We start from the raw sequence: 21,629 nt of genomic DNA, 5'->3' as shown, positions 1-21,629 counted from the left end.
GGCAACGGGTTAGCGAGAGCGTTCTGCCCGCGCGCGTTGCCGGAAAGGTGGGAAAAAGCGCGGAGACGTCCCCCGCAGTGGCCCACTCTGCCGCCTGCTTACCATAGAGTTATACACCGTTTGGCGCCATTGCTGAAATCTTTATTAAAAGACCGTTAACGACTTTTTTCCCGCTGAACCCCGTGCAGGAAACCATAGCAGATATCAGTGATTAAGGGTCTTTTTATCCAATCAGGGTTAAGGTTTGCGCTGTGTTTGTGACAGTGGATACGAGGGGTTAATCATGGTGCAGCCGAGACCGGGGCCGGTGCTCGATTCCCCGCGGATCGACAGAACCAACAGGCCCATCGATCTGGTGTTTCTGGCGCGGCAGACAATGGGCGACCGGCGGCTCGAATGCGAGGTGCTGCGCATGTTCGAAACGCAGGTGGCACTCTATTTCGAGAGGGTGGCCTCTGCGATGGATGTCGAACAGATTGTCGTTGGACTTCATACACTTAAGGGTGCTGCGCTGAGCGTGGGCGCCATGGCACTGGCCGAGCAGGCCAAGGCTGCCGAGCAGGAATTCGCCGAGACCGGCAAGCTCGACGAGGAGACGCTGGCCGATCTGGGAATGGCCGTTTCCGAGGTGGTGGGCTACATCGGAGCGATCCTCGCCGAATAGGTGGCATGTTCCGGCATGTACGGGTCGAGATCGGCGCGGCTATTGGTCGTTGACTGCCATGCTTGTGCCAATGAGCGCGCGGACCTATATCCGGGGCACCTCACAGTACTTATCCCCGGAGCCTTTCCCATGCCTATGATCACCTTCATCGAGCCCGATGGCACGCGCCGCGAGATCGAAGCGGAGGTGGGATCGACGCTGATGGAAACGGCGATCCGCAACGGGGTGAGGGGAATCGTCGCCGAATGCGGCGGCGCATGCACTTGCGCGACGTGCCATGTGTATGTGGAGGAGGAATGGTTCGGGGTGACCGGCGGACCATCCTCGATGGAAGAGGACATGCTCGATTTCGCTTTCGACGTGCAGGATACCAGCCGACTGTCTTGCCAGATCAAGATTCGCGACGAGCTCGACGGACTGGTGGTCAATGTGCCGAGCCGGCAGGGGTAGCTTTTCGCGGCTGTCGGGTTCGAGGACAGGTTTGACATAAGGGATTGTTCTTGTAATGTTCTCATTGAACTTTGCATGAAGATTCGCCGTGCCCAAACGTCCGATTGTCATCACTCCCGCCCAGGTCCGCGCCATCTGGATGACCGCGCAGCGGCTCGACGCGGCCGAGCCGTTCGGGGCGGGGCCCGAGGCGGTGCAGGCGGCCATTGCACAATTGGGCTATGTGCAGATCGACACCATCAACGTGATCGAGCGCTGCCACCATCACATTCTCTATTCGCGTATTCCGGCCTATCGCCGGGGCGACCTGGCGCAACTGCAATCGGGCGACAAGTCGGTCTTCGAATACTGGACGCATGCGCTAAGCTATGTGCCGACCGCCGACCTACCGTTCTTCATACCGGCGATGAGGGCCTATCGGGAAAATCCCAGCGCCTGGTTCGGCTCGGTGACCAAAGCCGAAGTGAGCGCCATGACGCGGCGCCTCAAGGTCAATGGCCCGCTCACTATCCGGGACATCGATGATGACGAGCTGGTGGACAAGACCCATCCCTGGGCCAGCCGCAAGCCCTCCAAGCGCGTGCTGCAATTGATGTTCTATCAAGGACTGGTGGCGATTGCGGCGCGCGAGGGCATGGTCAAGACCTATGATCTGATGGCCCGGCATTTCGACTGGGAGAAAACCCCCAAGCCGGCAACCGGACGGCAGCGGACCGCTTATCTGCTCGACCGCGCGTTGCGCAGCCAGGGTGTGGTGAGCCTGGATTCGATCTGCCATCTCAATGCACCGGCCAAAGCGGCAGTTCGCGAGGCGATCGAGTCGCGGGTGAAACGACGGCTGCTGGTGCCGGTAACGATCGAGGGCGCCGAAAAGGTGCAGCATTGGGCGGCACCCTCCGCGCTGGAACAGCCCGTCGCCGCTCGGGCCAATCGCGTGCACATCCTCTCGCCGTTCGATCCGCTGATCATTCAGCGTAAAAGGCTGAAGCTCCTTTTCGGGTACGACCATATCTTCGAGGCTTACGTGCCGGCGGCCAAGCGCCGCCATGGCTATTTCGCGCTGCCGGTTCTGGTCGATGACCGCGTCGTTGCCGCGATCGACCTCAAGAGCGACCGGCAGAATGGCAAGCTGCTGGTGCAGAAATGGACCTGGCTGGAAGATGTGGGGAGCGAGGCCAGGGCCGTCATCGACGCTGAACTGGGGCGCTTCGAGCGGTTTCAACTGGACGTGTGAAGACCGCTGCCGCCAACTCACCCAAACGCCGCTTTTCTTTCAAGTCTAGTTATTAGGTAGTGTTTTGCGCAGGCAATCCCGGCGCGAAATTAATTGCGCTGCGGGCATGGGCGCCAAACGCGGTGTTCTATGGGAGGGGAGCGGAGGGAAATAACTCTCCGAACGCCCGGCGCGCGCTTGCTGGAAGGCCCGAAAAACCTTAATTTTCAGCATGTTTTGCGAGCGTGCGGTCTCCTCCCGATTGTCCTGCGCAATTCCGGATTTATCGTCGATCACCCAGATGCCAGGAGAGACCTCACCGTGGCACGGCTGAATACATTTCCGGTTTCGGTGAAAGTCGCCGGTCGTCGGATCGTCATCGTGGGCGGTGACGAGGAGGCGTTGGCCAAGGCGCGGCTGGCGGCCAAGACCAATGCCGAAGTCGTGGTGTTCGCCGCAGGGTTCGAGGCGGATTTTTCCGGATTGGACGTGACGCTGGTTTCGCGCGCGGTCGGGGCGGCGGATTTCGACAATGCGGCGCTGGCGTTCATTGCCGACCACGGGGCCGAGGGCGCGCAGGCGCTGGAAATGGCGCGGGCGGCGGGCGTGCCGGTCAACGAGGTGGACGTTCCCGAAAATTGCGATTTTTTCACCCCGGCCATTGTCGACCGGGCACCGATTTCGATCGCCATTTCGTCGGAAGGGGATGCACCGGTACTGGCGCGGCTGGTGCGGGCCAGGATCGAGGCGATGCTTTCGCCTCGGCTGGGCGATGTGGCGCGGCTGGCGGGCGCTATGCGGGAGAAGGTTGCGGCCCGGCTCGCCGATGGCGTGGCGCGGCGGCGGTATTATGAGGCGCTGGTGACGGCGCCGGGCATAGAGGGCGCGCTGGTGGCGGGGCAGGGCGAAGCGGCGGCGGATGCGCTGCTGGCCGAGCATGTGCGGGCCGAGGCGGGCAAGGGCGTGGTGTGGCTGATCGGGGCCGGGCCAGGGGCTGAGGATCTGCTGACACTGCGGGCGCAGCGGCTGCTGCAGGAGGCCGATGTTATCGTCCACGACCAATTGGTGCCGGGGGCGGTGGTCGAGATGGGGCGGCGCGACGCCGAGCGGATTTCGGTCGGCAAGGCCAAGGGGCATCATTCGTTTTCGCAGGCACAGATCAATACGCTGATCGTGCGGCTGGCGCGCGAGGGCAGGAAGGTGGCGCGGCTCAAATCCGGCGATCCGATGGTGTTCGGGCGCGCGGGCGAGGAAATCGCGGCGCTGCGCAAGGCGGGTATCGATTATGCCGTGGTGCCGGGCGTGACGGCGGCGCTGGCGGCTGCAGCGGATACGGCGACGCCGGTGACACTGCGCAAAGTGTCCTCGGGGTTCGTGTTTGCGACGGCGCACGGGGCCGATGACGGGGAATTGCAGCACTGGGCGGCGCTGGCCGGAGCCGGGCTGACGCTGGGGCTCTATATGGGCAAATCGATCGCGGGCGATGTGGGGCGGCGGTTGATGGCGCATGGGGTTTCGGGCGCGGTGCCGGTGGGGATCGTGGTCAATGCCGGGCGGGTGGATCGGGCGCTTTATGCCGGGACGCTTGGTGGGCTGGCGGCCGGTGAGGTGGCGTTCGCGGATGGGCCGGCGGTGATTTTCGTGGGCGAGGCCGTGGCGCAGGGAGATTGGGCGCGGGCCGAGACGATTGCGGCTGTGGCGGAGCGGGTGGCGTGATGGCGGGTGGAAGGGAACAAGCCGAGAGCGGCGGGCATACCTTGCCCCGGGGCAAGCCCGGGGTGATGGGGTTGGGTGAGGCAGGGCTGGTGGGCCGTTTGCTGGCGCGAGATTCGTGGGTCAGGCCTGCCAAACGCGCCTCGGTGCCTGCGGAAGCTCAGCGCACCCCTTATCCGCCCCTTCGGGGCACCTTCGCCCTTAAGGGAAGAAGGGGTTGGGAATGGCGCGCGGCGATGAGGCGGTGTCATGGGGCGGACATTGGACTTGGACAGATTGTGGGCTGAGTGAATCAGCCAGATGAAGAATTGAAAGACAGATGAAAATCCTCACAGGAAACGAATTGCTCTCGGGCGCGGCGGTCTATCTCGACGACAAGGGGAACTGGGTCGGCGATTTGCAGGCCGCGCGGGTGTTTGCCAAGGACGGGGCCGAGGCACTGGAGGCGGCGATGGCTGCGACCAAGGCGACCGGACGCGTCATCAGTCTCGAGAGCGAGGACGTGCAACTGACCGATGAGGGGATCTACCCCACCCGCATCCGCGAGCGCATCCGGGCCGAAGGGCCGACGGCGCCGCGATTTGAACGCCAGACACTGGCCGAGGACGAATATGTATCGATATGACGAGTTCGACGCCGCGTTCGTTGGCGAGCGGGTGGAGCAGTTTTCAGACCAGGTGCGGCGGCGGATTTCGGGTGAATTGACCGAAGACCAGTTCCGCCCGCTGCGGCTGATGAACGGGCTGTATCTGCAATTGCACGCCTATATGCTGCGCGTGGCGGTACCCTATGGAACGCTGAGCGCCCGGCAGGTGCGGATGCTCGCCCATATCGCGCGCAAATACGATCGCGGTTACGGGCATTTCACGACGCGGCAGAACATCCAGTACAACTGGCCCAAGCTGCGCGATATTCCGGCCATCCTCGCCGATCTGGCGAGCGTCGAGATGCACTCGATCCAGACGTCGGGCAATTGCATTCGCAACGTGACGGTGGACCAGTTCGCGGGGGCGGCGGCGGACGAGATCATCGATCCCAGGCCCGTGGCCGAGATCATCCGGCAATGGTCGAGCCTGCATCCTGAATTCATCTACCTGCCGCGCAAGTTCAAGATTGCCATGACCGGTTCGCCCAACGACAGGGCGGCGATCAAATTCCACGATATCGGGCTGATGGCGCAGACCAATGGTTCGGGCGAAATCGGCTGGGCCGTGTATGTCGGCGGCGGGCTGGGGCGCACGCCGATGGTGGCCAAACTCATCAACAGCTTCGTGGCGCACGAGCATTTGCTGGCGTATCTGGAATCGATCCTGCGCGTCTATAATCGCTATGGACGGCGGGACAACAAGTTCAAGGCGCGCATCAAGATTTTGGTGCATGAGGAAGGGCTGGAAAGTTTCAAGGGGCAGGTGGAGCAGGAGTTCGCCGAAATCCGTGGCGGGGTGCTGACCTTGCCCGAGGAGGAACTGGCGCGGATCGAAGCCTATTTCGCGCAGCCGGCCTATCGCGATATCGGGGTGGTGAACCTCGATGTCGAGCGGGAGAAAATCCTCGATCCGGCTTACGGACGGTTTTTGGAGAACAATACGTTTCCGCATGCGCGGCCCGGCTATACGTCGGTGACGATTTCATTGAAGCCCATCGGCGGGGCGCCGGGGGATGCGACGGCCGAGCAGATGGAAGCGGTGGCGGACCTCGCCGAGCGCTATTCGTTCGATGAGGTGCGGGTGACCCATGAGCAGAATCTGGTGCTGCCGCATGTGGCGCTGCCCGATCTTCGCGCCGTCTATGACGGGTTGGCGGAGGCCGGGCTGGCGGATGCCAATGCGGGGGAGATCACCGATATGATCACCTGCCCGGGGCTCGATTATTGCGCGCTGGCCAATGCGCGCTCGATCCCCATCGCCCAGGATATTTCGCGCCGGTTTGCGGCGCCGGAGCGGGCGAAGGAGATCGGCAAGCTCAAGATCAAGATTTCGGGCTGCATCAATGCCTGCGGGCATCACCATGTGGGCCATATCGGGATTTTGGGCGTCGAGAAGAAAGGCACCGAGCTTTACCAGATCACCGTGGGTGGGGATGGGAGCGAGGACGCGGCGGTGGGCAAGATTTTGGGGCCGGGGTTCGTGGCCGAGGACGTGCCGGAGGCTATCGAGCGGCTGGTGGATGCGTATATCGCGCGGCGGGAAGGCGAGGACGAGACGTTTATTTCGGCCTATCGGCGGTTGGGGGATGGGCCGTTCAAGGAGGCGTTGTATGGCAACGGGTAACAGGATCGTTGGCGAATGCGGAGGGGCTGCGCACCCCTCATCCGACCGCTTCGCGGCCACCTTCTCCCTCAAGGGGAGAAGGGGTGCCTGGGGCAGCGTTTCGGCTGGAGCACCAAGGCTGAAAGAGCCTACCTCTCCCCTTAAGGGAGTGGGGGGTGCGCTAGGCCTACCGCAGACGCAATACAAGGAGATTATCCATGGCCTTGGCTAATCCGATAGTGGCGACAGAACCCAAGCACGACAAGTTGCGGCAGCTTGGGATTGTGGCGCTTAACGGCATGTATGATGAGATGGATGCCGAGGGCGTGTTGCGGCAGGCGGTGGGGGAGTTGCTGCCGGGCGATATCGCCATGGTGTCCTCGTTCGGGGCGGATTCGGCGGTGCTGTTGCATCTGGTGTCGAAGGTCGATCCCAGCCTGCCGGTGTATTTCATCGAGACGGGGAAGCATTTTCCCCAGACGCTAGAGTATGTGGAAATGCTCAAGGCGCAGTTGGGGCTGGCCAATGTGATCGCGCTGCATCCCGATGCGGCGGATTTGAAGCGCTTCGATCCCGACGGGACGCTGTGGGAGACCGATCCGGATTCGTGCTGCCATATCCGCAAGACCGAACCGCTCGACAAGGTGGTTTCGGGCTATGGCGGGTGGGTGACCGGGCGCAAGCGGTTTCAGACCGCAGAGCGCGGGGTGCTGCCGCATTTCGAGTTGACGAGTGACGACCGCATCAAGGTCAATCCATTGGCCTACTTTACCAATGAGGATATCGAAGCGTACAAGGCGGCCAACGGATTGCCGGACCATCCGCTCTATAAGGAGGGGTACAAGTCGATCGGCTGCGCGCCTTGCACGAGCGCGGTGACCGAAGGCGAGGACCCCCGGGCGGGCCGGTGGCGCGGGCGCGACAAGCGCGAATGCGGCATCCATTTCGACTTCAACGGGAGCATCGCAAAGCCGGTGAGCCAATCGAAACTGACTTTGTTCCGGGACGGCGAATTCAAATCCGACCCCTGGCGGGCCTGGGAAGAGGGCGATCAGCCGGCCGATGTGCGCTATACGCATGTGCCGGTGGCCGTGTTCCTCGAACACCGCGAGGCGTTCCTGGCCAATCCGCATCCCATCGGCTTGCTGGTCAACCCGGGCGAGAAGGTGGAGAGCGTGGCCGACGATCTGGCACGGTTCTCCTCGGTGGCCATCAACTTTCCGGCCTTTACCGACGGGCGCGGCTATTCGAGTGCTCGGCTGGTGCGCGAACGGTATGGCTATGAGGGCGAATTGCGCGCGGTGGGCGATGTGCTGACCGACCAGATTCCCTTCATGCGCCGCTGCGGCATCAATGCTTTCGTCGTCACCAACGCGCCCACGCGGGCGGCGCTGGAAAAGGATGCGCTGGCCGAAGTTTCTCACTATTATCAGCCCGTGGGCGCACGCGTAGAAGTCCCGGCCGGGACACGACCCTTCCTGCGCAAACCTGCCACCCATTAACCTCCATACTTGACAGGCTTCGTCATATATTCCAAGCGAAGCCTTGATTATCTTTTGCTGACCAGGACTCCTTGTTATGAGCGGAAATGAAATCGTCACCGACGTCGTGATCATTGGCGCGGGCCCGGTGGGCCTGTTTGCCGTGTTCGAACTGGGGCTGGTCGACCTCAAATGTCACGTGATCGATATCCTCGACCGGGCGGGCGGGCAGTGCGCCGAGCTCTATCCGGAAAAGCCGATCTACGACATTCCGGCCTTCCCCGAGATTTCGGGGCAGGGGCTGACCGACAATCTCATGAAGCAGATTTCGCCGTTCGGGGCCGAGTTCCACTTTTCGCAGATGGTGACGAATGTGGAAAAGCTGGACGACGGGTCGTTCCGGGTGACGACGGATGCCGACGAGGTGTTCGTGGCCAAGGTGATCGTAATCGCGGCGGGCGGCGGATCGTTCCAGCCCAAGCGGCCTCCGGTGCCGGGAATCGAGCACTATGAAGGCAAGTCGGTTTTTTATGCCGTGCGCAAGATGGAAGAGTTCCGCGACCAGGATCTGGTGATCGTGGGCGGTGGGGATTCGGCGCTCGACTGGACGCTGAACCTGCAGCCGCTGGTCCGCTCGCTGACATTGGTACACAGGCGTGACGAATTCCGTGGGCATGCGGACAGCGTCAACAAGATGCGCAAGCTGGTCGAGGACGGCAAGATCAACTTCGTCATGGGTCAGCTCGGGCGGCTCGAGGGCGAGGATGGGCAGTTGTCCGAGGTGTTCCTGAAGACCGCCGGCGGGGAAATGGGCATTCCGGCCACGCGGCTGCTGCCGTTCTTCGGGTTGACCATGAAGCTCGGGCCGGTCGCCGATTGGGGGTTGGACCTGCACGACAACGCGCTGATCAAGGTCGATACCGAGAAGTTCGAGACGAGCGAACCGGGCATTTTCGCGATCGGGGATATCAACTGGTATCCGGGGAAATTGAAGCTGATCCTGTCGGGTTTCCACGAGGGCGCGCTGATGTCGCAGGCGGCCAAGCGGATCGTCCATCCCGATGCCAAAGTCGTCTTCCAATATACGACGAGCTCAACCAGCCTGCAGAAGAAACTCGGGGTCGCTTGACCCCGAGCGCCGGCATGCGCAATTAGAGCGGGCCTCACACTTAGCTTCCAGGACCTCACATGCGAATTTTCGTCGTCGACCAGACCGGCACCGAACATGAACTCGAAGCCCTCGAAGGGTGGCGGGTGATGGAGGTGATCCGCGACTGGGGGCTCAATATCAAGGCCGAGTGCGGAGGCGCGTGTTCGTGCGCGACCTGCCATGTGTTCGTCGACCCCGAATGGCAGGCCAAGCTGAACCCGCCCACCGACGAGGAAGAGGACATGCTGGATTCTGTGCCCGATTATGAGGCCAATTCGCGGCTGTCGTGCCAGATCCTGATGAGCGAGGATTTGGATGGGCTCAGGGTGCGATTGGCGGACTCGGCGAGCCAGGACGCGGCGGCATAAGGGAGCGGGGCGTTGTCCGAGCCATCGGCAGCTTTCGTCAAACTGCAGATCGACCGGCCCCGGCTGATCAACTGGCTGGCCGCCAAACCGCAGAGCACCGCGCGCTGGAACGATTGGCGGGACGTGGGCGGGCAGTGGTATTTCAACGACGGGCCTTCACCGCTGGCCGATCTGCCCGAAGACGAGTTGCAGGGCACGCTGGACGTCGTCGATGGATGGCTGGAGCGGTATGAGGACAATCTGGCGCTGCTACAATGGGTGCTGGACAGCGCACCGGTGGAGGCGCGCATAGCGGCGCTTTCGGCGACACAGGACATATTTGTCGCCGGCTCGCTGATGTTTTCGGAAAATCTCAGCGATCATCTGCTTTTCCTCACTCTCGTGCGCTCGGCTTCCGATTATCTGCCACAGGACGGGCATGGGCTGGCGCTCGTCCATAATTTCGTTTTCGGGTATCCCGAAGAGGAAAAGCCGACGGCCGCCTTGCGGCTGATGCCGGGTGGGCAATCGAGCTTTCTGGCGGGCGCGGAGAGGACGAGCGTGGTGCCGGCCTTTCAGCCGTTTGCCGATGCGATGCTCGAAAGCGTGCCTGTGCCGGATTTTCCGGACCCGCATCAATTCGATGAGCTGGTGGTGAAGGTGCGTGGGGTTTAGGCTGGACCGATATTGGGGAGATTTTGGCCCACGCCGGGCCTTTGCCGACTCTCCCGAGAACCCAGGATTTGTTCCCGTCCTTTTCAGTTTCTCGCGGCGGGTGTAAGAGCGAAGTTCCGTTGCCGTTCCGCGCTGAGTCCTCGCAATGAACCCGCTCGATTTTGTTCCCTATGCCGTCGCATTGGTGATTGCCGCCGCCATTCCCGGGCCGGGGATCGCGGCGTCCGTGGGCAAGGCGTTGGGATCGGGGTTCAGGCCGGCGGTGTGGTTCGGGACCGGGCTGGTGCTCGGGGATCTCACCTATCTGACGCTCGCCGTGCTGGGGCTGGCCGCCGTGGCGGCTGCGTTTTCCGAGATTTTCATCGTCATCAAGGTGCTGGGCGCGGCGTATTTGGTTTATCTCGCCTGGAGCTTCTGGCGGGCGGGGATCGATCCGGACAAGCTCGAAACGCGCAAGGGCAACGGGGCGCTGGCATCGATGCTCGGCGGATATTCGGTGACGCTGGGCAACCCCAAGACCATCATTTTCTATATGGCGCTGCTGCCGACGGTGGTCGACCTTGAAACGATGACGCTCGAACGTTTCGGCTGGCTGGTGGCGATCACCATCGTGGCGCTTTATCTGGTGGTCATTCCCTATGTCGCGGCGGCCTCCAAGGCGCGCGAATTCCTGCGCAATCCGCGTGCGCTCAAGCTGCTGAACCGTGGGGCGGCGGGTGCGATGGCCGGTGCGGCGGCCTATATCGTGCTCAAGCAGTAGCCTGCGGGCCTGTTGGCGATATTGATCTGGGATAAATTTTCGATCCTTTTCGATGGGATCGAACGCGTATCGGGCGTTCGTGAGCCCTGAATCTCGGGTGTTTCATATATCGGCAAGTTGACGCGCGGAGGTTCCATGCTCAGGCAAAAAACTATTCCTGCAACTCCATCGGGATGACGATCATTGTCTAGGCAACGCATCGCCGGCTTTACTTTTGTGTTCACGTAATCAAACCGGCCGGCAGCGCGTTAATCTTTCTCGGGGACATACCCTGTACGAGATATAATGGAGAATAACCATGAAACGCTCTGCTTTTTTCGCTTCTATCGCCCTTACGGCCGGTTTGGCCATGCCCGCCTTCGCCCAGGAAATCGGCGGCGTGACCGTATCGGAAGAAGATTGGGGTCTGGTTCAGCAGCGCTGCACTGAACTGCAAGGTGAGCCCATTCCTGAATTCCTCGAGGATGAACCGCTTGCCACCGAGCAGGTTGGTGCTCCCGAAGGCATCGACATTTCGCAGCTGACCCGTGAGGATTGCGAGGAAGCCGGTCTGATCGGCCCGACCGATCCGCTCGATACCGTGGGTGGTTCGTCCGATGATGATTCCGAGGACGGTGGCGATGATGACGACGACGCCGGTGAAGTCGCCCCGCAATAATCAGCGTTAAGCATTAGCTTAACGTTTGGGGACAGTGCCTTGAGGCGCTGTCCCTATTGTTTTGCGCGGTCCTGAAACACGCCATTGGCCAGATCGGCGGCGAAATCGGTGACGATGGGGGATTTCTGGGTCGAGAAGGGCAAGGGGCGGACGAGCTTGATGGCGGCGATGCCGACCCGGACGGTCATCAATCCGTTGAGGACGCCTTCGCCCAGGCGGGCGGAAAGCTTGGCGGCGAGGCCCTGGCCGATCAACTGCTCCATCACCCCATCGGTGAGGACGAGACCGCCGGTGACGGCGAGGTGCGAGAGGATGGCGCCGATGAGGCGCAGGAAGCCGAAAAAGCCGGGGCGCGCGCCATAAAGATCGGCAAGGTTGCGGGCGAGGCGGAAACTTTCGAAAACGACGAAGGCCAGATCGATCACGGCGCGCGGGGCGATGGCGGTGACCAGCGCCACCCGGCGGGCGCTGGAGGCGGTGAGGGCGCGGGCGCGCGCATCCAGGGGCGCCATCAAGGCGCGCTCGGCGGTGCGGATCAGTTCGGCGCCGTCGAGGATGGAGCGGACGTCGGTTTCCAGACCCGCGCGGGGGCGGGCCAGATCGGCGCGATCGGCATAAAGGGCGGTGAGTTCGGAGACGACTTTCTGGGCGATGGGCAGATCGTCTTCGAGCAAGGCAACGGCGGCGCGCTCGCGCAGGCGGTCCATGGTGCGCAGGCGGGCGAGTCCGATGAGTTCGCGCCCTGTGAGGACGACGAGAGCGAGAAGGAAGACCCCGAGAATGGCGAGGCCGAACCAACCCAGCCAGTCATAGGTGGCGAAGAGATCGCGGATCAGCCGTTCGGCGGCAAGGCCGAGGCCCAGGGAAACGAGGGTACCGCCGGTCCAGAGGGCGAGGTTGCGCCAGAAGCGGCCACGACGCTTGGGCGCCGGCGCCACGTCGGTATCGGCGAGGGCTTCGGGCGTGGCTTCGAAAACGTCGGGCGCGGGTTCGGCGAGGCTGGTTTCGAAGGCGCGCGGGGCGCGGGCGGGTTCGCCGGTTTCGGGGCGCGGCGTGGTGGGGATGGCGCGGGGCTCTCTCATTGCATCTTGTCCCCGATCAGGAAATCGAGCGCGCGGTCGAGCCGGATATGGGGAAAGACCGGATCGCCGGTTTCGCCCACGGGGAGATTGGTGGGCGGCAGGAAGCGCAGGAAATTGAGTTGAGGCGTTGATTCAACGGATTTGAAAAGCGATTCCGGGTTTTCCGGTAAGTCACCGGGAAATAAGGCGATTTCGGTTTTTCCATCATAGATGGTGTCGCCGAGGCGCTGGCCGTTCTCCGGGGTGCCAATGATGGTGGCGAGCGTTTCGCCGTTGTCCTTGACGGTGCCTTCGGTGGTGGCGCGGATGGCGGCGATGGCCAGAGAACGGGTTTCCGCGCCGGCGAATTTGGCGCGGCGAGAGGCGTTGGCGACGAGGCGGTTGAGGATGGCTTCGAGGCGCGGATGGGAGGTGTGGTGCAAGAGGTCGGCCTTGGTGGCGGCGAACAGGATGCGGTCGATCTTGCGGGTGAACAGTCGCGAGATGGGGTTGGACGCGCCCTGGCGGAAGCAGGAGAGGACCGAGGTGAGCGCGGTTTCCAGATCGGCGACGGCCTCGGGGCCCGCGTTGAGCGCGCGCAGGGCATCGACGAGGACGATCTGGCGGTCGAGGCGGGCGAAATGATCGCGGAAGAAGGGGCGGACGACGACGTTCTTATAGGCCTCGTAGCGGCGCTCCAGCATGGCATAGAGGCTCGAATGGCGGGGCGTCGAGACGGGTTCGGGCAGCGGCGCGAAGGTGAGGGCGGGCGAGCCTTCGAGATCGCCGGGCATGAGGAAGCGGCCTGGCGGCAGGGTGGAAAGCGCGCGGGCATCGGCCTTGGAGGCGCGCAGATATTGCGTGAAGGCGGTGGCCAGCGTTTCGGCGGTGGGGTCATCGGCCTCGCGCAGGGAATCGATGTGGGAGAGGGAGTCGAGGAAGGGCTGGGCTTCGTCGGTGCGGGAGGATCGGCGGGCGAGCGCCAGGGCTTCGGCGCTCCATTCGGCGTAGGATTTGGTGAGGAGCGGGAGGTCGAGCAGCCACTCGCCGGGGTAGTCGACGATATCGAGATTGAGGGTGGAGACGCCGAATTGCGATTTGAGCCAGGAGTTGGACTGGTAGCGCAGGGTGAGGCGGAGCTGGGATATGCGGCGGGTGGATTCGGGCCAGACCGGTGGCGTGCCGAGCAGGGCGGCGAGGTGGTTTTCGTAGGCGAAGCGCGGGGTGGCGTTGTCGGGGTGCTCGGCAAGGCGCACGCCGATGAGGCGGCCTTCGGCCATCGGCGTGAAGCCGGGGAGGCGGGCGCCGGTCAAGAGGTTATGGATGAGCGCGGTGATGAAGATGGTCTTGCCGGCGCGGGAAAGGCCGGTGACGCCCAGGCGCATGGTGGGCGTGATGGTGCCCGTGGCCGCATCTGTGAGGTTCCCCAGGGCGATGCCGAGTTCGTCGGTGATGGTGGTGGGGAGGCTGGGCAAGGCGGTTCGTCTCCTAGGGTCGCGGAGAAGGTAGGGGGTGGGCGGGGGAATGTGAAGGGGGAGCCTTTTGCCTCAGCGGCCCATCATCAGGGTGCCGCCCACCCTCTCCCCAGTAGGGAGAGGGTTAAAGTGCGTGGCTGGTGGTGGTTACCAACCGCCGGAGCCGACCTTTGAGAGGTCGTACGGCGTGGTTTGGTAGATCTCGTTGATCCAGTTCTGGAACAGCAGGTGGGCGTGGCTGCGCCAGCGGTTTTCGGGCTCGATTGAGGGATCGTCGTTGGGGAAGAGGTTGACGGGAGGTTCGGTTTCGAGCCCGGCGGCGATGTCGCGGTGGTATTCGTCGGCCAGCGAGCGGTTGTCGTATTCGAGGTGGTTGAGCATGTAGGCCGCGCGGAACTTGCGGTCTTCAAGCATGCACACCCCGATCTCCTCATTGTCGATGAGAACGGTGAGTTCGTCGGTGATGGTATCGCGGTCGATGTCGTTATAGCGCGACACTGGGATCATCGGGCTGTCGCTCATGCCGCGCAGCAGGGGCGAGCGGGTGTTGACAATCTGGTGCCGGAAGACGCCGAAGGCCTTTTCGGGCATGCGGTGACGCTTGACGCCGTGGAAATGGTGTAGCGCCGCCTGTGCACCCCAGCAGATGAAGAAGGTGTGGTGAACGTTGGTGTGCGTCCAATCCATGATTTCGAGCATTTCGGGCCAGTAGCGCACTTCCTCGAAGGGGATGTGGGCGATGGGCGCGCCGGTGACGATGAAGCCGTCGAACTTGCGCTCGCGGACTTCTTCCCAGGTCTTGTAGAAGGTCTGGAGGTATTTTTCGGATGTGTTGCGCGATTTGTGATCGGTGATGCGCACCAGGGTAAAATCGACCTGCAGCGGCGTGGCGCCGACCAGGCGCGCGAACTGGGTCTCGGTGCGCTCCTTGTTGGGCATCAGGTTCAAAAGCCCGATCTGGAGCGGGCGGATGTCCTGACGGGCCGAGCGGGTCTGGTCCATGACCACCACGCCCTCGTTTTCGAGGGTTTTTCGGGCGGGGAGCTGGTCTGGGATGCGGATAGGCATGGAAAAGTTCCTTTAGCGGAAGCTTATATAAGTGCAGGTTTGGCTTGTGGCGAACCGGAATCCGGTTCAGGCGCTTGCGGCCACCGCCGGGCGAGCGGCGATGGCCCTGCACATGAGCTCCATAAAGTCCTTTTCGTCGCGGACGTGCGAAAGGTCGGCGGCGTCGATCTGGTAGCCGAAATTGTCGGCGAGGGCCTGATAGCGGGGCAGGCGGTCGCGCAACAGCGCTTCGAAGCCCCAGACGGCGAAGGCGGCCGGATCGACGTCATCGTCGCGGGTGACCCCGTTCATCTGCTTGAATTCCTCCCATTTGACGATGAGGAATTGCGGCGGATAGTACATCGGCTTGGGGTTGGATTTGAACCTGTCGATCAGCCGCTGGGCGTCGGTTTCGGTGCCGCGCAGGTAGAGGAGCGCGGTGTTTTCAGTGAGCGCTTTGACCACCGGGTCTTCAGGGTTGTGGGGATCGAGGACCTCGATCAGCGAGCCGCCGGTGTCGCAGAGGAAATCGTCGTAGCCGTAGAGATCCTTGGCGCGCTCGATGAAATAGGGAACGTCGAGCAGGGCGTAGATTTCGGCTACCCGGTGCTGCTCCTGCCGGCGCTGGTATTCGGCGAAGGGCAGGCCGCCCAGCGCGGGATTGCCGGGGGTGCCGAGATAGGTCGAGAGCGGGTCGAGATTGTTGAAGCTGATGTTGGAGTCGATGGAGATCGAATCCGAGCGCAGCAATTCGGCAAGGAAGGGGACCTTCATCGCCTCTCGCTTGAAGTTGTCGACGATGTATTCGCCCATGTGCCGCGTGCCGATGCGGAAATCGACGGAGAAGTGAAACCAGTCGGCGCGACGCAGGATGTTGCCCAGCCGGGTCTTGCCCACGCCGGCCATGCCGAAGACCGTCACGGCCTTGCGGGGGTGGGAGCGGAATTGGTCTGCGGAGGCGAACAGCATTGGGCGGGGCTCGGGATGGATTATGAATTTGTATGAATTTCTATGACTTGCGCTTGCTTAAATTCATATCGGGCGGGCGTCCAGTGGTGAACAGCCGGGGATGGTGGGGAGGATGGGCTGCGCACCCCTCATCCGCCCCTTCGGGGCACCTTCTCCCTCAAGGGGAGAAGGGGTTGCAAGCTCGGAGTTTAATCTTGGACACACTGGTTAGGTGACGACACGGGTGGAAGAATTTGCCGGGTGGGTGGATGAAAGTTCCGGGCGGGAAGAAGGTCGGGGAGTGAATGTGTAGCAAAATCAATGGGTAAGATTTTGGCATCGCCCTTGCATCTCTTCGGGCAAACGCGCGTGCTCGGTGCGCAGGTGAGACGGAGAGTAAAATGGGTATCTATGGGGCTTTGCAGACGGCGGTGACCGGGATGGCGGCGCAGTCGTTTGCGCTCGAGAACATCTCGGGCAATATCGCGAATTCGCAGACCACCGGCTACAAGCGGATGGAAACCGGCTTTATCGACCTCATCCCCGATGCGGCGGTGGGGCGGCAGGTGCCGGGCGCGGTGTTGGCTTATTCGCGTTCCACCAATGACGTGCGCGGCGATATTATCACCTCGCCCACGGGTACGCATGTGGCGCTCAATGGGTCGGGGTTCTTCGTTGTGGCGGAAAAGACCGGGGTTTCTGACGGGCAGTCGGTCTTTGGCGAGGCCAATTTCTACACGCGTCGGGGCGATTTCGAGATGGATCGCGAGGGCTATCTCTATAATGGGGCCGGCTATTATCTGAAGGGCGTTCCGATCAATACCTCGACCGGCAACGTGTCTGGCTCGGTACCGGAGATGATCAAGGTTTCCAACGGACTTATCCCGGCTCAGTCGACGCAGCGTATCGATTATCAGCTTAACCTGCCGGCGCAGCCGGCGGTTGGTTTGCTGACGGCGGGTGTGAGTGATCCCGATTTCCTCGAACAGACAGTGGAGGGCGGTGCGATCACCGTCTATTCGCCCAATGGTGCGGCCGTCAGCGTCGAGATGCGGTGGGGCAAGACCAGCGATGCGCCGGATACCTGGCAGCTCTATTCCATGGAAAACAGCGATCCGCAGGAATGGTCGGCGGTTGCTGGCGCGCAGTTCGTCTTCGAGGACGGTGTGCTCCAGTCCCCGGTTACATCAGCCGAGCCGTTGCGGATCGATATCCCTAACCTGACAGTCAACGGTATCGAGGTGGGCAATGTCGAGCTTAATTTCGGCACTGGCGGGCTGACACAGTTCGACAATGCGAATGGCCGGGCTTCGGTGTCCACGCTCAATCAGGATGGTTATCCGGCGGGCTCGTTCATGTCGGTGGCCATCAACGATTCCGGGCGTGTGGTCGCCACCTATTCGAATGGCAAGCAGATCGAGCTTTATCAACTCGTGACCGCCAATTTCAACGCCGAGAACCAGCTTAAACGTCTTGATGGTGGCATCTATGCCTCGACTGCGGCCTCTGGCGAGGCGATCTACTCCACCGATGGCGGGGTGACGGGTGGGGCGTTGGAATCGTCCAATACCGATATTTCGGAAGAGTTCACAAAGCTGATCGTTACCCAGCAGGCTTATGCGGCGGGCACGCGTATCGTCTCCACCTCCGACGAGATGCTGCAAGAAGCGCTGAACATGATGCGCTGATTGGCGCTAGCGCGAAGCGGGAGTTGACGCGATGGGATTGAGTTCGACGCTATCGAATGCTCTGGGCGGGATGAATGCCAGCCAGCGCGGCATCGACGTCGTTTCGCGCAATATCGCCAATCAGGGCACGCCCGGCTATCACCGGCAGTCGCTGGTCATCCAGGAGACGGCGTTCGGGACGAGCGCGCAGGTGCGGGCGACGACCCTGTCGCGCGCGTTCAACGAGGCGCTGGAAAAACAGCATCTGGTTGCGGTTTCCTCGGCTGGGTATTCGCATGTGCGGGCGAGCTATCTCGACCGGTTGCAGATGCATCTGGGAAAGCCGGGCGATGCCAATTCGCTCGATACGCTGTATTCGGGGTTCGAGAATGCGCTGCAATCACTGGTCACCAACCCCAATGACGTGACGACCCGCGCTGCCGTGATCAATTCGGCGCAGCAGCTCGTCGAACAGCTTAATACGCTCAACGGGGCGGTGAGCGAGATGCGGCGGGAAACCGAATTGCAGATCGGCAATGCGGTCTCCGAACTCAATCGCCAGCTCAACCAGCTTTCCGACATCAACGTCCGTATTCTCGACCTGTCGCAGGACCAGCAGGCGCGGCTGTCGCTGATGGACGAGCGCGACCGGCTGGTTGCCTCGATCTCGGAGCAGGTCGACGTGCGGGCCAGCTATCGGGCCGATGGGACGGTGGCGCTGATGACCGAAAGTGGGGTGGGCATACTCGACGTCGAGCCATCCCAGTTCGAATTCAATGCCGCCGGGCCGATGGCGGACAGCTCGAGCGCGGTGGGGCAATTGACGTTGCGCACCCCGTCCGGGCTCCAAATGGACATGAAGCCGCTGCTCTCGTCTGGGAGCATCGCCGGGCTTATGGAGTTGCGCGACAACACGCTGGTCAACATGTCCGACCAGCTCGACGAGATCGCTTCGGGGCTGGCGCTGGCGCTCAATTCCGACGACGCCTCGGGGTTGGAGCTCGACCTGTTCGTGGATGGCGCCACGGGCACCTATGACGAGGCCGACAAGACCGGCTTTGCCGGGCGCATCCGGGTGAACGAGGACATCATCAGCGACAGCACGCTGCTGGTGAAATATGCCAGCGACACGTCGCTGGGCGACCCGGCGCGGCCGCAATTCCTGCTCGACCGCCTCAAGACCATGGAATTTGTTTCCGACAAGGTGACCAGCGTCGCGGATGGCGGGGTGCGGCTGTCGGGCAAGGTTGGCGAGATCATTGGCCAGATGATCAACCACCAGGGCAATGTGGTCGCCAAGGCGCAAAGTGAAAATTCAGCAGTTGGCTATACGCTCGAATCCATCACAACGCGGATGGGTGCGGAATATGGCGTCAATGTCGATGAGGAAATGGCGCGGCTGATGCAGTTGCAGAACGCGTATTCGGCCAGTGCGCGGGTGGTGTCGACGGTGCAAGAACTGATCGACGCGCTGCTCAGGATGTGAGGTAGGACCCCATGATCGTCAATAAAGCGATGTATCCGGTTTCGAGCAATATCCGGACGATCACCAGCATGAACAAGCAGTTCGAAAACCTGCAACTGCAGCTGGCGACGGGCAAGCGCTACAACACGCTGGCCGAAATGGGCAGCGATCGGGTGCACGATTTGAACCTGCGCAACAGGCTGTCGCGGATCGAGGGGTATCAATCCAATATCCTGACGGTCGAGAACCGGATGAGCTTTTATACCAACGGGTTGGAGCGGCTGGACGAAATCGAGGCGAGCGCGCGGGGCCTTGCGATACCGGGCGCGTATGGGACGGATGGGATCAATTTCGTCAACGCCCGCAACCAGGCGACCAATATGCTCAAGGAAGTGATCGATGTTCTGAACACCGATATCACCGGGCAGTATATTTTCGGGGGCAACAAATCCGACACCAAGCCGGTCGCCAGTTTCGACACCATCATGACGGCGTTTTCGGACTTCGTGGACCAGTACAATACCGATCATGGAGTCAACGCACAGGGACTGGTGACGGTGGGGCCGGCCACTGGCGGGACCGTGACGCTGACCCAGGGTGCGGACCCGGACCTGGGCATCAAACTGACGAGCGTGACTTCGGCATCGGGGGCGGTGGACGTTACCGGCGGGGCAGGGACGCACGACGTCAGTTTTACCGATGCGCCGCAGCCGGGGGACACCATCAAGGTGGGCTATACGCTGCCCAATGACCCCACGACGGTGCGCTATGTGACGCTGACGGCGGTTTCGAGCGAGGTCGATCCGGTGCCCGCCAACAGTTTCGTGGTGGGAGACGGCGCGGATGCGGCGGCAAGGGGCGAAGCGACTGCGGCTAATTTCGAAGAGGCAATCGGCAAGACGCTGACCTCGATCGCCGAGGGCGAATTGCGGTCGGCCACGACCTATACGGCGGCGGACGATTTCTTCAACGCGACGGGCGAGGCGCAGCATCCCGACGCGGCGCAGTGGTATTTCGGGCAGAATGACGGCGGCAATCCGCGCCAGACGGTTTCGGCCAATGTCGACGAGCACACCAAGGCCCACTATGGCGTGCAGGCCAATGAAAAGGGGTTCGTGGAGCTGATCAAGGGGCTGGCGGTGTTCGCGGTTTCCGACCTCTCGCCGCTCGATGCGACAAATGCCGCGCGCTATGAGGAGCTGGTGTCGATCCAGCGCAACCGACTTTCCGAGGAGAACAACGCGCAGCCCGGTTCGATCGAAGGGATCACCATGGAGTTGGGGCTGGCGGCCTCGACGGTCAATACGGTCAAGGAGCGACACACGCAGTACAATGCGCAGCTTGAGACGATGTTGGCCGAGATCGAGACCGCGCCGCGCGAGGAGATCGCCATGATGCTGCTGACACTGCAGACGCAATTGCAGGCCAGCTATCAGGCGACGTCCATGGCAAGTCAGCTATCGCTGGTGAATTATTTACGGTAGGGGGCGACCGTGGACAGCAAAACGGTCAGGAACGAGCGCCGGAAGCTGACTGCAGGTTTCGTCAACAACATCGCTCACCCGCCGCATGCTGGCAGATTTGGAGGACTGAGTTGGAAACGCTGATCTTCTGGCTTTGGCCCACGTTCATCTTTGGCGCGGTCATCGCCTTTTCGCTCTATATCACGCGTGGCGATCGTCGGCCGCATGGTCCCGCAGAGTAAAATCTACGTGTGCTGGAATCGAAAGCCCCGGTCGATGCCGGGGCTTTGTCGTATGCGGCGATGGGAGGCGGTCAGCCGGCGTTGCCGCGCAGGCCGGCGGAAATCTGGCGGTTGATGTTGATCAGCGGGTCGAGCTTGGCGGGGTTCTTGCCGGCCAGGATCTCATAGGTCTGGCCCATGACGAAAATGCCCAGATTGGCGATGTTTTCACGCACGGGGGCGGGCAGGGGGTGATCGTCCTTGGTGACCGACTGGACGAAGATCGACCAGACCTTGCGGTTCTTGCTGAGCGCCTCTTCGAGCTCGTCGAGGCGTTCGGGCCAGGTGTCACGGATTTGCTGGAGGTGGGAGGCGGAGCGGGCCAGGAGGCTGGCTTCGAGTGAACGCGGATCAGCCGTCTGCTGAGCCGTCCTCTGATATGCCAGTGCCCCGTGTTGTTGCATTTGCCAGCAACTCCCCTTCGTACTCGATAAGCTTCTTTGCAGCCCTGAGAGCCTTGTAGAGATCGCCGGTTAATATCTCATTATTGATATTGTCGATGATGGGGAGAGTTGATGGCGCTGCTTTGACGACTTCGTTGATCAGCCCGAAATAGCTCTGGGAGAGCTTATCGACATTGCCTTCGACATACATGATCTGGATGGCGAGATAGACGGCCTTGGCGGGGGTGTCGGCAGTCGCCGGCGTGAGGATATCCTTCTCGCGCAGGATGGGTGCCTGACCTTCGATGAACAGCCGCGTGCGCTGGTCGGAATTGGTGACCACGCAATTGCCGACGAGAAGTTTTTCGCCGGGCTTGAGTTCGACCTTGAGTGCCATCGCCGCGAATCCCTCAAATGAATTGGGCAACTATTGCCTGCGCTGGCGCAAATGAAAAGGGCGAGCCTTCTGGCCCGCCCTT

General features: G+C 62.0%; 21 protein-coding genes. 15 read left to right on the top strand and 6 right to left on the bottom strand.

The annotated features are described in order from the left end of the window. Positions 1 to 283: 283 nt before the first annotated feature. The 12 genes from V4T21_RS10440 (at position 284) to V4T21_RS10385 (ending at position 11,360) form a co-directional block, all read left to right on the top strand. Positions 284 to 664: an Hpt domain-containing protein gene (locus V4T21_RS10440; protein ID WP_332716254.1), complete on the top strand. Its 381-nt coding sequence runs from the start codon at positions 284 to 286 to the stop codon at positions 662 to 664. Between the two features lie 129 nt (positions 665 to 793). Next, a complete protein-coding gene (locus V4T21_RS10435; protein ID WP_332716252.1) occupies positions 794 to 1,114 on the top strand; it encodes a 2Fe-2S iron-sulfur cluster-binding protein in 321 nt (106 codons plus the stop codon). Positions 1,115 to 1,253: 139 nt separating this feature from the next. After that, entirely contained in the window at positions 1,254 to 2,348 is a 1,095-nt protein-coding gene (locus V4T21_RS10430) for a winged helix-turn-helix domain-containing protein (RefSeq protein ID WP_332716601.1), read from the top strand. Positions 2,349 to 2,648: 300 nt separating this feature from the next. Then, the gene (cysG, locus tag V4T21_RS10425; RefSeq protein ID WP_332716251.1) at positions 2,649 to 4,043 is read left to right on the top strand and encodes a siroheme synthase CysG; all 1,395 of its coding nucleotides are present in this window, start codon (positions 2,649 to 2,651) and stop codon (positions 4,041 to 4,043) included. Between the two features lie 316 nt (positions 4,044 to 4,359). Next, complete coding sequence (locus tag V4T21_RS10420) at positions 4,360 to 4,665, top strand: DUF2849 domain-containing protein (protein ID WP_332716250.1); 306 nt, start codon at positions 4,360 to 4,362, stop codon at positions 4,663 to 4,665. Next, complete coding sequence (locus V4T21_RS10415; protein ID WP_332716249.1) at positions 4,652 to 6,310, top strand: nitrite/sulfite reductase; 1,659 nt, start codon at positions 4,652 to 4,654, stop codon at positions 6,308 to 6,310. Before V4T21_RS10420 ends, V4T21_RS10415 begins: the two co-directional genes overlap by 14 nt. A gap of 197 nt (positions 6,311 to 6,507) precedes the next feature. Continuing rightward, positions 6,508 to 7,791: a phosphoadenylyl-sulfate reductase gene (locus tag V4T21_RS10410; RefSeq protein ID WP_332716247.1), complete on the top strand. Its 1,284-nt coding sequence runs from the start codon at positions 6,508 to 6,510 to the stop codon at positions 7,789 to 7,791. Between the two features lie 76 nt (positions 7,792 to 7,867). Continuing rightward, positions 7,868 to 8,899, top strand: a complete 1,032-nt coding sequence (locus V4T21_RS10405) for an NAD(P)/FAD-dependent oxidoreductase (RefSeq protein WP_332716245.1) — start codon at positions 7,868 to 7,870, stop codon at positions 8,897 to 8,899. A gap of 59 nt (positions 8,900 to 8,958) precedes the next feature. Then, positions 8,959 to 9,288 carry a 2Fe-2S iron-sulfur cluster-binding protein gene (locus V4T21_RS10400; RefSeq protein WP_332716243.1) on the top strand — a complete coding sequence of 110 codons (330 nt, stop codon included), beginning with the start codon at positions 8,959 to 8,961 and terminating at the stop codon, positions 9,286 to 9,288. 12 nt (positions 9,289 to 9,300) lie between these two features. Continuing rightward, positions 9,301 to 9,942 (top strand): hypothetical protein, encoded by a 642-nt coding sequence (locus tag V4T21_RS10395; protein ID WP_332716242.1) that lies wholly within the window; start codon positions 9,301 to 9,303, stop codon positions 9,940 to 9,942. A 145-nt stretch (positions 9,943 to 10,087) separates the two neighbouring features. Further along, positions 10,088 to 10,702: a LysE family translocator gene (locus V4T21_RS10390; protein ID WP_332716241.1), complete on the top strand. Its 615-nt coding sequence runs from the start codon at positions 10,088 to 10,090 to the stop codon at positions 10,700 to 10,702. Between the two features lie 298 nt (positions 10,703 to 11,000). Then, positions 11,001 to 11,360 (top strand): hypothetical protein, encoded by a 360-nt coding sequence (locus V4T21_RS10385; RefSeq protein WP_332716240.1) that lies wholly within the window; start codon positions 11,001 to 11,003, stop codon positions 11,358 to 11,360. Between the two features lie 53 nt (positions 11,361 to 11,413). Here the strand turns inward: V4T21_RS10385 and V4T21_RS10380 are convergent, their stop codons facing one another. The 4 genes from V4T21_RS10380 to V4T21_RS10365 all read right to left on the bottom strand — a co-directional run bounded on the left by V4T21_RS10380 (position 11,414) and on the right by V4T21_RS10365 (position 15,912). Further along, a complete protein-coding gene (locus V4T21_RS10380; protein ID WP_332716239.1) occupies positions 11,414 to 12,442 on the bottom strand; it encodes a YcjF family protein in 1,029 nt (342 codons plus the stop codon). Further along, complete coding sequence (locus V4T21_RS10375; protein WP_332716237.1) at positions 12,439 to 13,896, bottom strand: YcjX family GTP-binding protein; 1,458 nt, start codon at positions 13,894 to 13,896, stop codon at positions 12,439 to 12,441. Before V4T21_RS10375 ends, V4T21_RS10380 begins: the two co-directional genes overlap by 4 nt. 147 nt (positions 13,897 to 14,043) lie before the next feature. Further along, positions 14,044 to 14,964, bottom strand: a complete 921-nt coding sequence (locus V4T21_RS10370) for a homoserine O-succinyltransferase (protein WP_332716235.1) — start codon at positions 14,962 to 14,964, stop codon at positions 14,044 to 14,046. A 66-nt stretch (positions 14,965 to 15,030) separates the two neighbouring features. Then, a complete protein-coding gene (locus V4T21_RS10365) occupies positions 15,031 to 15,912 on the bottom strand; it encodes an ATPase (RefSeq protein ID WP_332716232.1) in 882 nt (293 codons plus the stop codon). Positions 15,913 to 16,292: 380 nt separating this feature from the next. Between V4T21_RS10365 and V4T21_RS10360 the strand changes: the two genes are divergently transcribed. The 3 genes from V4T21_RS10360 to V4T21_RS10350 are packed head-to-tail and all read left to right on the top strand — an operon-like array spanning position 16,293 to position 20,507. Then, entirely contained in the window at positions 16,293 to 17,579 is a 1,287-nt protein-coding gene (locus V4T21_RS10360; RefSeq protein ID WP_332716229.1) for a flagellar hook protein FlgE, read from the top strand. Between the two features lie 31 nt (positions 17,580 to 17,610). Next, positions 17,611 to 19,044: a flagellar hook-associated protein FlgK gene (gene flgK / locus V4T21_RS10355; protein ID WP_332716226.1), complete on the top strand. Its 1,434-nt coding sequence runs from the start codon at positions 17,611 to 17,613 to the stop codon at positions 19,042 to 19,044. 11 nt (positions 19,045 to 19,055) lie between these two features. Next, entirely contained in the window at positions 19,056 to 20,507 is a 1,452-nt protein-coding gene (locus V4T21_RS10350) for a flagellin N-terminal helical domain-containing protein (RefSeq protein ID WP_332716224.1), read from the top strand. 292 nt (positions 20,508 to 20,799) lie between these two features. Here V4T21_RS10350 and flaF read toward each other — a convergent pair whose 3' ends face one another. Continuing rightward, positions 20,800 to 21,171, bottom strand: coding sequence for a flagellar biosynthesis regulator FlaF (gene flaF, locus V4T21_RS10345; RefSeq protein WP_332716222.1), 372 nt, complete (start codon positions 21,169 to 21,171; stop codon positions 20,800 to 20,802). Next, on the bottom strand, positions 21,119 to 21,547 hold the full coding sequence (flbT, locus tag V4T21_RS10340; RefSeq protein WP_332716220.1) for a flagellar biosynthesis repressor FlbT: 429 nt from the start codon (positions 21,545 to 21,547) through the stop codon (positions 21,119 to 21,121). The genes flaF and flbT overlap by 53 nt, the downstream gene beginning before the upstream one ends. Positions 21,548 to 21,629: the final 82 nt, after the last annotated feature.

Origin of the sequence: Pelagibacterium mangrovi (assembly GCF_036662815.1) — a bacterium.
GTDB lineage: Bacteria > Pseudomonadota > Alphaproteobacteria > Rhizobiales > Devosiaceae > Pelagibacterium > Pelagibacterium mangrovi.
The sequence above is the reverse complement of the archived record's forward strand: the minus strand, read 5'-3'. Positions and strand labels throughout refer to the sequence as shown.